We start from the raw sequence: 12,199 nt of genomic DNA, 5'->3' as shown, positions 1-12,199 counted from the left end.
CCCGGCGCAGGACAGGGGCTCCAGGCGGGTCAGCGGAGCGCGTCGGGGTTGACCACGTTCGTCGGCTCCCCCGCGGCGAACGCGGCGACCTGCCCGAACACGGTGCGGAACTGCGCCTCGAGGTCCTCGCGCGTCACGTAGCCGATGTGCGGTGTGGCGATCACATTCGGGCGCGCGAGCAGGGGGTCGGTGGTTGTCGGCTCCTCGTCGAAGACGTCGACCGCGGCCGTCCCCGGCCGTCCGGCGTCGAGCGCCGCGACCAGCGCTCCCGGCTGCACCAGCCCGGCCCGGCTGGTGTTGACGAACAGCGCGTCGGGGCGCATCGCGGCCAGGTCCGCTGCGGTGACGACGCCGCGGGTGGCCTCGACCAGGCGCAGGTGCACGCTGAGCACGTCGGAGCCGGCGAAGAAGGCCGCGCGGTCCGCCGGCACCCGGCGCCGGTCGGCGGCGGCCCGCTCGCGGGCGGCCCCGCTGCCCCACACCAGCACGTCCATGCCGAACGCGTCGCCGTAGCCCGCCACGACCCGCCCGATCTTCCCGTAGCCGTAGACGCCCAGCGTCCGCCCGCGCAGCGTGCGACCCACGCCGGCCTGCCACGTGCCGGCCCGCAGCGAGGCCTGCTGGACGGGGATCTGCCGGGCGGCGGCCAGGACCAGGCCCCAGGTGAGCTCGGCCGTGGCGTACGACGGCCCGGCCGCGCCGGTACGCGAGCAGAGCAGCACTCCGTGGCGGGTGCACGCCTCGACGTCCACGTGCGGGTACGCGCCGCTCTGGCTGATCAGCCGCAGCCCGGGCAGCCGGGCGAGCAGCTCGGCGGTGATCGCGGTGCGCTCCCGGATCAGGACCAGCGCCTCGGTGCCGGCCAGCCGCCCGGCGAGGGCGTCGACGTCGGGCACGTGGTCGGTGAGGACCGTGACGTCGTGGCCGTCGAGCAACCGGAAGCAGTCCAGCGATCGCAGCGTGTCGACGTAGTCGTCGAGGATGCTCACCCGCACCGGGGCGATCGTAGGGCCCGGCGGCGCCGCCGCGATCACCGTCGGCCAGACTGACCGCGACCGCGATCGGTCCGGCGCGGTCGGCGACGGTGGTCGGGGTGAACGAGCACGTGGGAGTGGGCGCGCGGGGGTCGGCGGTGGTGGCCGTCGCCGTACTGGTGCTGTCCGGCTGCGCCGGCTCGCCCGACCCGGGCACCGACGAGGACGTCGCGTTCTGCCTGTCCCGCCCGCAGCGCCAGAAGCTCGTCGACGCCGCTGAGGCCCTCGGGATCGCCCGCGCCGGCGCGACCCCGGGCACGTTCCTGGTCGAGGGCGCCGAGGTGCCCGCCGCGACGTGGCGCACCGACGAGCCCGAGCGGTTCGAGCGGGCCTGCGCGGCGATCAGGCCCGACGGGCCGGCGTCGGAGTGGACGACGGGCCTGATCGCCACGGTGAACGTGCTGGTCGGCGCGGTGCTCGCGCTGGGGACCAGCTGGCTGACCGCGCGCTCGACCCGGCGCCGCCAGGCGGGCGACGCGCTGCGCGCCGCGGCCGGGCGGTTCGTGCGCTCGGTCGAGGCGTTCGTCCTGGTCCGCACGAAGGGCACCGCGGACGGGCCGACGGTGGCCTCGCTGCTCGACCAGGTGGGCGAGCTGGACGCGGCGGCCTGGCACGCCGAGGCGCTGCGCCGGCCGGGGGCCGCGGCCGACACGCTGCTCGCCCTGGACGCCGTCTCGGCCGCGATCGCCGGCCCGTGGCCCGACGACCGCGACGATGTCACCGCGCACAGCCGGGAGATCGCGGCGGCGGCCGACCGCGTCCGCACCACCGCGACCGCGCTCGCCGCCGGCCTGGACCGGACGTGGCGCCCCGGGGGTGGGGCGTGACGGCGGCCAACCCGTTCGTCCCGCCCGGCGACGACCCCTACTCCGACGGCCCGCTCGACCCCGACCTGCACGCCGGCTGGTTCATCGACGACGTGGGCGGGCACGGCGAACGGCTGGCCGAGTTCGCCCAGCAGCTGCACGTGCCCGCCATCGCCCGGCGGGGCCGGCTGGCGGTCGTCGAGGGCCCGGAGCGCAGCGGGAAGACCACCCTGGTCAACCGGTGCGTGCAGCTGGTCCGCGAGCGCGTCCCGCGGGGCACCGTGCTCAGCACCCTCGACCTGCGCGGCGTGTCGCCCACCAAGCCCGACGGCACCATGCGCTCCGGGCACGAGATGCGCTGGACGGTGTGCCGGCACGCCCTGGAGGAGGCGTCCTGGCTCACCGACGAGCAGCGCACCCGCGGTGCGGACATGCTGGAGCGGCCCTCGGTCGAGGAGTGCGACCCCGGCCTGGTCTACCGGTTCATGCGCCGCAACCTCGTCCAGGACCGGATCGCGGTCGTCCTGCTGCCGACCGGCCCACCCGACATCGACGCCGCCAACCTGGAGACCTACGACGGCTGGATGGGCCCGGGGATGCTCTTCTTCGCCGAGCGGACCACCACGCCCGGCTCGCTGCCGCTGGCCCGCCGCCCGCCGCGCCCCGACAGCCTCCCGCTGCTCAGCCTGCCGCTGCGGCACCTGGAGCCCGGGGAGGCCTGGACGGTGGTCGAGCGCAGGCTCGGCGCGCTGGCCGCCGGCAGCGGCCTGCCCGGCGTCACCGAGGAGACCCTGCGCAAGGTGGAGGGCCTCAACCGCGACGACCAGCACACCATCGGGTGGGTGGTGGCGCTGTTCCGCCGGCTGTACGGGCGGCGGATCGGTGGTCGCTCCGAGTTCGACGGACTACCCTTCATAGAGTTCCCGGAGATAACCGACCTGCTCGCGCGACGTGAACCCGAGGCGCCCTAGTGGACGACCAGTCCGAGTCAGCGGCTCCGGTGGGACCGCTGACGATCGACACGCCGGCGGTGCGCACCGCCCGCCAGCTCCTCGACGACCACCTCCGGGCCCGCCCGGTGAGCGCGGGCGCGCTGGTCCCGGGCTCGGTGATCGGGATCTCCGGCCCCCCGGGATCGGGCAAGTCGCACCTGGCCCGGCTGCTCGTCCGGCAGACGCACGACTTCGGCCCGGGCGGCTCCGGCATCCCGGCGCGCGCGGTGCACCTGAACGTCGCCGGGATGGACGCCGACCAGCTGCACGCGGCGTTCGTCGGGGCGCTGCCCCGCTCCGAGGTGCTGGCCTGCGTGCGCGGCTACCACGCCGACCTCGTCTCCGGGGCCATCACCGACGAGCGGGTCGCCGCCCGCACCAACGAGCTCCTGCGCACCCCCGACCAGACCGCCGCCGACCGCGACGCGCACCTCACCGAGCTCGGCCTCTCCCCCGCCGTGCTGCTGGAGCGGTTGTCCACGGTGCTCGTGGAGGTCGTCGGCGACAGCGACTACGCGGCCGCGCTCGTGCTGCTGCTGCGCGACGGGCTGGACACCGCGGCCTGGGCCTGGCTGCGCGGCGAGCCGCCGGCCGGGGTGCTGCGCGAGCGCGGCCTCACCGCCCCCGCCCCCGGCGGGCTCGACGCGCTCGGCGTCTTCGCCCGGCTCTACGGCCGCCAGGGCGCCCGGCTGGTGCTCGTGCTCGACGACGTCGACCAGCTCGACTTCGACCAGGGCCACGACCGCCAGGTCCGCGCCCTGCGCCGCGCGCTGGAGCAGTTGCGCGTGGCCGGCACGCTGGTCTACCTGACCGGCAGCGCCGAGGCGCTCGACGAGCTGGAGATCGGCCCCTACCGGCGCACCGGCACCCGCATCGAGCTGACCGGTTTCGACGGCGAGGCCGCCGCCCGCTTCCTGCGGGCCCGCTCGGGCTCGGACACCCTCTCCCCGTTCTCCATCGACGCCGTCGAGCGCATCGTCGACCTCACCGACGGCAACCCCCGCATGCTCGGCGACTTCACCGACCGGCTGCGCCGCGAGGCCGCCCAGACCGGCGGCGAGGTCACCGAGGACCGCGTCCTCGACGACGCCCGCAGCTGGTTCGCCGTGGCCGACCGCTCCCGCGTGGTCGCGACCATCCGGCGGGTCCTGGAGAACCACCTGTGGGACTTCCGGGTCGACTACGCCGCCAGCCTGGACGACGGCGGCCGGCTCGACTTCTGGATCCCGGTGCCCAGCCCGGACCACGCCGGGGTCGGCATCCTGATCGCCGACGCCGTGGTCTCCCCGGCCGACGTGCAGCGCCTGGTGGCCACGGCCGAGACGCTGGACCGGCACAGCGTGCGCGCCCAGGTCCAGGTCGTGGTCACCGGGGCGGCCAGCGCCGTGCACGTGGCGCGCATCCGGCAGGAGTTCGGGCGCGCGCCGCTGTCGTTCGCCGCGGAGACCTTCGACGACGACCTCGCGGCCGCGGTCAAGGCGATGCTGCACGCCTTCGACGACGCCGACGACGCCGACCCGATCGCCGGCCTGCGCGACTGGATCGACCGCGTCGACCGCCAGCAGACCCGCACCCTCGACCTGATCGACCGGGTCGCCGCCGGCGTGGACTCGCTGCGCGGCCAGCAGGCCGCCCTGGTCCCGCCAGGGTGGACGGGCGAGCCGCGCCGCCCCGGGCGCACCGACGACCCGCTGCCCCAGCCGGTCCGCACGGTGTTCACCCGGGCCATCGACGAGATCGTCGCGCTGGGCACGCCGGAGGGCACCGGTCGCGGGCTGTTCCGGTCCGACGACCGCGGCGAGGAGGTGCTGGCGGGGCTGCGCCGCATCGGCCGGGTCGACCACCTCGCCATGCGCGCCCTGGGCACCGTCTCGATGGTCCTGGCGGTGGTGCAGGAGTTCCGGTCCGCCGTGCGCGAGTGGGCCCGCACCGTCGACCGGGAGTGGATGCTGGTGCCGGCCTCACCGGGGCGCCGCGAGCTCGACCGGCTCTGCGCGCGCTACGAGGAGGCGGTCGACGTGCTGCCCCTGCTCGAACTGCACAACCTGCCGCGCCCGTCGCGCCGGGGCGGCTCGGGCCGGATCCGCCCGGCCCGCGTGGAGATCGACGCGGCGAACCGGCAGATCCGCGAGCTCGGCCGCGAGGTGCGCGCGGCCGCGGAACGCTCCCCGATCACCTGACGCGGGGTCTCAGCCGCCCTCACCGGTCCGCAGCGAGCGGGTCAGCGCGGCCAGCGCCTCCTCGGCCGCCGCCACCCGCTCCTGGTCGACCGTGACGCCGACCAGGTGCTCGCGCGGGCCGAGCCGCTGCACCAGCAGCGCGCCCTGCTCCAGGTCGAGGACGAGGCCGTCGAGCGGGCCGCCGAGCGGCGACCGGACCAGGCGGTCCAGGCGCCCGGTCAGCGGGACGACCTCGGCGGCGAACGACTCGTAGAACCGGCGCCGGGCCGGGGCGCTCATCAGCCGGAAGTGCCGGGCCAGCCGGCGGTCGGCGAACCGGTCGGCGGTGAAGACCACCGCCTCGTCGCGGACGTGGCCCACCCACTGCAGCGCCGCACCGTCCAGCAGGGCCGCGGCCCGGTCGAACAGGGGGCCCGCGGTGACCCCCGCGGTGGTCGGTGGGTCGGCGCCTGCCGGTCCCTCGGGCCCGTCGCCGGCCGCGGCCGGGTGCGCGGCGTCGCGGCGGGCGGCCAGGCCGCCCGGGTTCTGGCTGCGCAGCCCGAGGTCGGCGCGCAACCGGTCGACCAGCCCGATCATCGCCGCGCCCGCCGCCGCGACCCCGTCCGGGCCGACGTCGTGCGCGAACCCGACGACGTGCTGGCCGGGCACCACCGACAGGCAGAACGCGCCGCCACGCCCCGTCCGCACGACCATCCGGACCAGCCGGCCGGAGCGGGCGGGCTCCAGGCGCCGGTCCTGCTCGGCGAACAGGATGCTCAGCAGCCGCCCCGAGTTGTGGAACGCCTCGCGCAGCCGTCCCGGCGAACCGGCGCCGAGGGTGTCGCACTCCAGGTCGGGCACCCCGCCGACCAGCTGGCCCAGCCAGCGCGGCGCGCCGGGCCCGGCCAGCGCGGCGCGCAACCGGTCCTCGACCTCGTCCAGCCCGGCCGGCTCGCCCCCGGTCCGGCGCACCCTGACCTCGTGCGGACCCCCCTCGACGGTCACGGCGCCTCCCCCGTTGCCCCACAGCCGACCCTGCTCGTCACCGCGCCCGCCCCGCGCCGGGTCATGTGGGCGGTAGGTCGATGTCCAGCTCCCGCCAGCTCTCCGCGGCCGCCGCCGCAGCCACCCCGACCAGGTCGGCGGCCGCCCGGTTGTCGGCCACGGCGCCGGCGACGGGGTGGCGCGGAGGAAGGTAGTGCCGGCACAGCCCGTCCGTCGACCCGAGCAGCTCGTCGGCCTCGGCCGTCCTCCCCTGCAGGGCCAGCGCCCTGACCAGTCCGGACTGCGCGGCCAACCGCCACGGGTGCACGTCGTCGACCGCCGCGGCCAGCTCCTCGACGGCGCGCCTGCCGGTGGCCACCGCCTGGTCGACCTCCCCGGCGGCCAGCTGGACGAGGGCCTGGTTGGTCAGCGCGACGCCGACGAACGGGTGGGCGTCGCCGACGGCGAGCGCGGCGAACCCGCGCACCGCGCGCGCGGCCAGCGCGGTGGCCTCCTTGGCCCGCCCGGCCGAGGCCAGGTCGACGGCCTGGCCCATCAGCGCGCCCAGCATCTCCTGGTGGTCGGGCCCGAGCAGCGCGTGCAGCGCGGTGAGCTGCTTCTCCGCCTCCTCGATGACGTCGCGCGGGGAGCGCCGGTGGGCGCGGCGCAGCGTGACCGCCAGCGCCCGCTTGACCCGGATGCGTTCGAGCTGCTCGGCCGGCGCGCCGGACTCCCCGGCCAGGTCGAGCGCGTGCTCGAGGCGCAGCAGGGCCTGGTCGGAGTCGCCGGTCTCGCGCAGGTAGAAGCCCAGGCTGCGCAGCGACTCGCGGTACCAGGGGTGGGTTGGGCCCAGGACGCGCTCGCGGTGGGCGTGGCAGCGCCGGTGCAGCGCCAGCGCCTCGACCTGGCGACCGTTGAGGAACCGGGTGTGGGCGAGGTTGTAGCCCTTGGCCAGGGCCAGCGGGTGGTCCTCGCCGAAGGTGTCGCGCAGCTCGGCCCACACCGTCTCGGCCTCGGGCAGGGCCTCGTCGAAGCGGCCGAGGCGCAGCACGTCGCCGGCGAGCGCACCGGCCGCGTGCACCGCGCGCGGGTGCGCCGGACCCAGCGTGCGGCGGATCTCGGCGAGCACGCCCATGTCGACCTGGCGGGCCTCCTCGGTGCGGTTGAGCGAGAACAGCAGCCCGCCGCGGCGGTCGGCGAGCCGGCAGCGCAGCGGGTCGCCCGGGCCGAAGCGCTCCACCCAGCGGCGCTCGACGGCGGTGGCCATGTTCAGCGCCGACTCCCAGGAGACCGGCTCCCCGGTCGCGTAGACGTGCCCGATCTGCTCCACGACCCAGCGCCGGACGTTCCAGGCCGGGCTGCCGGGCTCGTCGGGGGCGCCCAGGTGGCGCACCAGGCCGGACCGGTCGACGGCGTCGGGCGCGCCGCTGGCCACCAGGTGGCGCTCCAGCTCGGCCATCACCGCGGGCTCGGTCTCCGGGCGCAGCGGCGCGTGGTCGGCCAGCGCCCACAGCACGTCGGCCTGGCGGCTCAGCATGACCTCCGGGTCGGTGAGCTCCTGCAGCGCACGCTGCAGCACCCGGTGCATCCGCACCGACGACGGCGCCGCCCACTCCACCGCGAACAGCCCGAACCGGGCCCCCGCGGCCAGGACGCGGTCGAGCACCCACTCGTCCTCGAACAGCACGCGACCGGCCGGGCCGGCGCTCTCGGCGAGCCGGGCGACGAACGCGCGGTGCCCGATCACGCCCATGTCGACGCCGTCGGCGGACAGGTACGTGCACATCTGGGCCAGCCGCACGGCGAGCTGCCCGACGTCGTCGCGGGCCAGCGCGGCGCAGGCGACGCCGAGGATGCGGGCGGTCACCCCGGAGGCGGGCGCGCGGCCCAGCTCGGCGGGAGGCGGGTCGGGCGGGGCGCCGCCTGCGGTGAGCGCGTCGCGCAGGTTGTCGACCGCGTCCCGGCGCGCCACCACCGCGTCGACCTGAAGCTGCTGCATCCGGGCGACCGCGTCGCGCAGGCAGGCCGCGGCCAGCATCAGCGGGATCGGCAGGCCGCCGACCATCTCCACCACCCGCGCCGCGTCGGCGTCGGTCAAGCCGGGGACGCCCAGCGCTTCGTCGCGCAGGATCGCCGCGCCCGCCGCGGGCGGCAGCCGGTCGACCTCCAGCGTGCGGCCGGTGGTGGGCCGGTACCCGCTGGTGGTGGTGATCAGCACGTCGGCCACGCCGTTGAGCGGGATGTCGGTGAGCGCGCCGCCGAGCACGTTGTCGAAGACCACCAGCCAGCGCTCGCCGCCGTGCCCGGAGCGCAGGTGGTCCAGCGCGGCGTCGGAACCGCCGCGCGGGGTGGGCCAGCCCTGCTCGCGGGCCAGGTCGGCCAGCGCGGCCCGGGCCGCCCGGGCGTCCTGGGCGGGCGCCCAGAGCACGCCGGAGTAGTCGCGGGCGAAGCGGCGGGCGTACTCGGCGGCGACCCCGCTCTTGCCCACGCCCGGCTCCCCGACGAGGACGAGCGGGCCACCGGGCGACTCCGCGGTGTGGCCCTCGATCGGCGCGAACGCGTCGCGGATGCGCTCGAGCAGGTCGTCGCGCCCGACGAAGCGCCGGTCGCGGCCCGGGACGCGCAGCGGCCGGCCGGCGTAGGGCACGGCGCCGTCGCGGTCGACGGCGTGGCCGATGAACAGGTCCAGGCCGCCCAGCAGCTCCGCGCGGCGGTCCTCCGGCGCGAGCCGGGCCAGGTCGATGCGCCTGCGCCCGCGCAGCAGCTCGGCGGGCACCGGCTCGACGACGACCGCCACCACCTCCGGGCCCGGCCCGGCCCCCTGATCGCCACCCCGATCGACACCGTGCTCGGTCAGGGCGTCGAGGAGCGGGTCGGCGGCGCCCAGGCGGGGGGAGGCCACGGCGACCACGGTGTCGCGCGGGCCGGGCACGACGTCCCCGTCGGCGGGGTAGCGGCGGGTGGGCACACCGGCGTCGCGCAGCAGCCCGGCGATCCGGTCGGCCCATGAGCGGTCGGGCGGGGTGTAGGCCAGCCAGTAGGTGCCCGCCCCGGAGGTGTCGCCCAGGACGTTGCCGAAGTGGGCGCGCAGCCGCTCGGGCAGCGCCGGGACGTCGTCGGCGCCCGACACCAGCTCGGCGATGCGGCGCCGGTCGCGCCCGGCGGGGCCGTCCGCGTCGACCAGCACGGAGAGCGCGTCTCCGGAGGCCGACTCCACGCCGTAGGTCATCGTCACCGCCGTGACGTCCGGACCGATCACCCGCGGGCGGGTCAAGTCGGCCAGGACGCGCGCGGTCAGCTCCCGCCCGCTGCCCCGCCGCACGCTGCCGCCGCCGAGGTCGATCGCGGCGACCACCATCTCCAGGTCGTACGGGCGGCGGGTGAGCAAGTCGGTCGCGGCCCGCTGGGCGAGGTCGAGGGCGTCGGGCACCGCGGCCACGGTGACCACCACCGTGTCGGCGACCCCGGCGACCAGCCCGACGCCGCCCGCCGCGCCGGGGCGCAGGCCGTGCAGCAGGACGTGGTCGTACGGGCAGCCCACCCGCAGCGCACCGGCCAGCTGCTGGATCTGGCGGTCGATCTGCACGTCGGACGACCGCCCGACGACCGGGCCCGCCGGGTCGGCCAGCGCGGCCACGTCGAGCAGGCCCGGCACGGCGTGCATCCGGTGGCGCCACCACGCCCCGTAGCGCTCGGTGTCGTCCGGGTCGTCCACGAGGCCGTCGAACGGGTCGAGGCTGTCGAAGCGGTCCGCGCCGTCGAACGGGTCGACGCCCGGCGGCGTGCCGAACGTGCGCCGCAGCGCGTCCCGCACGGGCGCGGCGAGCTCCCCGACCGGCAGCCGCCGGGCGGGCACCCGGCGCAGGCACGAGCGCACGCCCGCCTCGCCCAGCGACCAGTCGACCACCAGCACGGCGCGCCCGGCCCCGGCCAGCAGCAGGGCGACGTCGGCGACCAGCGACGAGGACGGGACCGCCGAGGACACCGGCAGGAAGGTGGTGAACCGGGCCGGTGCCCCGCTCGGCCCGGTCATTCCATGGCCCGCTGGTACTTCGCGCCGGTGGGGGGCGGGCGGTCGCGCTCGCGGCGGGCCCGGCGCAGCGCCTCGCCGAGGGCCGTGGCCGGCAGCCCGGCGAGCAGGTCGTCGAGGTCGGAGGCGTCGACGCGGACACCGGACGGCGACCCGCCGACCGCGTCCGACGGGCCGGGCGGGGGCACCGGTGGCGCGGCGGACGGCTTCGGCCTCACGCCGTGAGGATAACCGCACCCACGGTGAGAGCCGCCGCACCGTATCCGGTTCCCCGGGGAGCACGCGCTGTCCTAGAGTGGGGTTCCACGTCACAGGCGGTGAACGCACCCCGCGGGCCCGTAGCCCGTCGGGGTCGCCGCCGGAGTCGGAGCGCCGTGCACGAGCAGTCGCGACCGGCGCCGCACCCGTTCCACCAGTTCCTGCTCAAGGTGCACAGCCGCTGCGACCTGGCCTGCGACTACTGCTACGTCTACACCCTGGGCGACCGCGGCTGGGCCGAGCGCCCCACCGTGATGTCGCGGCGCACGGTCGAGCAGGCCGCCGGCCGCATCGCCGAGCACGTCCGCGCGCACGCCCTGCCCGCCGTCGGCGTCGCCCTGCACGGCGGCGAGCCGCTGCTGGCCGGCCTCGACGAGATCGAGCACTGCGTGCGCACGATCCGCCGGGCCGCCGGGCACCTGACCGACCTGCGCTTCGCCGTGCAGACCAACGCCGTGCGGCTCGACGCCGCGGGCGTCGCCCGGCTGCGCCGGCTCGGCGTGCGGATCGGCGTCAGCCTCGACGGCGACGCCGCGGCCCACGACCGCCACCGCAGGCGCCGCTCCGGGACCGGCACGCACGGCGCCGTCGCCGCCGCCCTCGACGAGCTGCGCCGCCCGGACAACACCCCCGCCTACGCGGGCCTGCTGTGCACCGTCGACCTGGCCAACGACCCCGTCACCACCTACGAGGCCCTGGTCGCGCACGACCCGCCGCAGATCGACTTCCTGCTGCCGGAGGGCAACTGGACGGCCCCACCGCCCGGGCGCGTGCCCGGCGCCCCCGACGCGCCCTACGGCGACTGGCTCTGCCGCGTCTTCGACCGCTGGTACGACCACCCCGTCCGGGAGACGTCCGTGCGGCTGTTCGACGACGTGCTCAACCTGCTGCTGGGCGGCCGAGCCACGGTGACCGGCACCGGCCTGCTGCCCACGGCGTCGATCGTGGTGCAGACCGACGGCGCCATCGACGTGTGCGACGCCCTCACCGCGACCCTGCCCGGCGCCGGCGCCACCGGCCTGAGCGTGGCCGACGACCCCTTCGACGCCGCGCTGGCGCACCCCCTGGTCCGCGAGCGGCAGGCCGGCCCGTCCGCCCTCGCCGACACCTGCCGGACCTGCGCGATCGTCGAGGTCTGCGGCGGCGGCGCGCACACCCAGCGCTGGGCGGCCGGTGCCGGCTTCACCAACCCCAGCGTCTACTGCCCCGACCTCTACCGCCTGATCACCCACATCCGCACCCGCCTGGCCGCCGACGTCGACCGGCTGCGCGCCGAAGCGGGCTGACCCGGCCTCGATCGGTCGTCGTGATCGTCGAAGGGCGCGCCCTGGGCGACCAGGTCTCGCGGCGGCGCCCGCCGGGCTCGTCCGGAGTTGGGCGAGTGGCGCTCTCGGGCAGGCACGTGTGGCGAGAAGCCCGCTCGCTCCGGGCGGGACGACAGTGACTGTGGTCCAGCAGGGCTGGACGAGGACCACTCTCGCGCCGCTCCCCGGGCTACTCCGCCGAGCCCGCCGCGAGCGAGAGCGGCTCTCGCCCGGCCCGGCGAGACGAAGCCGCACTCGCCCCGCCCGGCGAGACGAAGCCGCACTCGCCCCGCCCGGCGGGACGAAAGCCGCACTCGCCCCGCCCGGCGAGACGAAAGTCACTCCCGTCCCGCCGGGCGCGCCAGCACCGCGAGCCGGGATGGGGGCGGGTGAGCGCCGAAGGCGTGAACCCCGGGGCGCGAAGCGCCACTCCTCTCCCGAGGCCCCTGCCGTCACGTCGGCGTGCTCAGCGTGCACGTCCGGAAGGCCCCCGCACCCTGCCCTGCCGGCCGCAGCGTGCTCGATGCCAACCGTGCGGGGGTTTTCCGGGCGTGCAACCCTGGGCGGGTCGACGTGACGGCAGGGGCCGAACCCCTGCTCGATCCGAGGTCGCCCGCCGCGCCGGCGCCGCC

At 77.1% G+C, this 12,199-nt stretch carries 8 protein-coding genes; 4 read left to right on the top strand and 4 right to left on the bottom strand.

From position 1 onward, the window contains the following. Nucleotides 1-29: 29 nt before the first annotated feature. Complete coding sequence (locus KDL28_RS35990) at nt 30-995, bottom strand: D-2-hydroxyacid dehydrogenase family protein (protein ID WP_252445935.1); 966 nt, start codon at nt 993-995, stop codon at nt 30-32. A gap of 98 nt (nt 996-1,093) precedes the next feature. On the opposite strand from KDL28_RS35990, the gene KDL28_RS35985 reads away from it, so the two are divergent. The 3 genes from KDL28_RS35985 to KDL28_RS41195 are packed head-to-tail and all read left to right on the top strand — an operon-like array spanning nt 1,094 to nt 5,012. After that, entirely contained in the window at nt 1,094-1,861 is a 768-nt protein-coding gene (locus tag KDL28_RS35985; RefSeq protein WP_252445934.1) for a hypothetical protein, read from the top strand. After that, nucleotides 1,858-2,811 carry a hypothetical protein gene (locus KDL28_RS35980; RefSeq protein WP_252445932.1) on the top strand — a complete coding sequence of 318 codons (954 nt, stop codon included), beginning with the start codon at nt 1,858-1,860 and terminating at the stop codon, nt 2,809-2,811. The genes KDL28_RS35985 and KDL28_RS35980 overlap by 4 nt, the downstream gene beginning before the upstream one ends. A gap of 29 nt (nt 2,812-2,840) precedes the next feature. Next, nucleotides 2,841-5,012 (top strand): hypothetical protein, encoded by a 2,172-nt coding sequence (locus KDL28_RS41195; protein ID WP_305882282.1) that lies wholly within the window; start codon nt 2,841-2,843, stop codon nt 5,010-5,012. A 9-nt stretch (nt 5,013-5,021) separates the two neighbouring features. Here KDL28_RS41195 and KDL28_RS35970 read toward each other — a convergent pair whose 3' ends face one another. The 3 genes from KDL28_RS35970 to KDL28_RS35960 form a co-directional block, all read right to left on the bottom strand. After that, a complete protein-coding gene (locus KDL28_RS35970) occupies nt 5,022-5,996 on the bottom strand; it encodes a hypothetical protein (RefSeq protein ID WP_252445930.1) in 975 nt (324 codons plus the stop codon). A gap of 61 nt (nt 5,997-6,057) precedes the next feature. After that, nucleotides 6,058-10,008 carry an FxSxx-COOH system tetratricopeptide repeat protein gene (gene fxsT / locus KDL28_RS35965; protein WP_252445929.1) on the bottom strand — a complete coding sequence of 1,317 codons (3,951 nt, stop codon included), beginning with the start codon at nt 10,006-10,008 and terminating at the stop codon, nt 6,058-6,060. Beyond that, complete coding sequence (locus KDL28_RS35960) at nt 10,005-10,223, bottom strand: FxSxx-COOH-like cyclophane-containing RiPP peptide (RefSeq protein ID WP_252445928.1); 219 nt, start codon at nt 10,221-10,223, stop codon at nt 10,005-10,007. The genes fxsT and KDL28_RS35960 overlap by 4 nt, the downstream gene beginning before the upstream one ends. A 156-nt stretch (nt 10,224-10,379) precedes the next feature. Between KDL28_RS35960 and KDL28_RS35955 the strand changes: the two genes are divergently transcribed. Continuing rightward, nucleotides 10,380-11,549: an FxsB family cyclophane-forming radical SAM/SPASM peptide maturase gene (locus tag KDL28_RS35955; protein WP_252445927.1), complete on the top strand. Its 1,170-nt coding sequence runs from the start codon at nt 10,380-10,382 to the stop codon at nt 11,547-11,549. Nucleotides 11,550-12,199: the final 650 nt, after the last annotated feature.

Origin of the sequence: Pseudonocardia humida (genome assembly GCF_023898865.1) — a bacterium.
GTDB classification, from domain to species: domain Bacteria; phylum Actinomycetota; class Actinomycetes; order Mycobacteriales; family Pseudonocardiaceae; genus Pseudonocardia; species Pseudonocardia humida.
This window is presented reverse-complemented; position numbering and strand designations above follow the sequence as displayed.

Excerpts from the sequence above, each read along its gene's own strand:
- fxsT (WP_252445929.1), bottom strand. The coding sequence starts at position 10,008 with ATGACCGGGCCGAGCGGGGCACCGGCCCGGTTCACCACCTTCCTGCCG.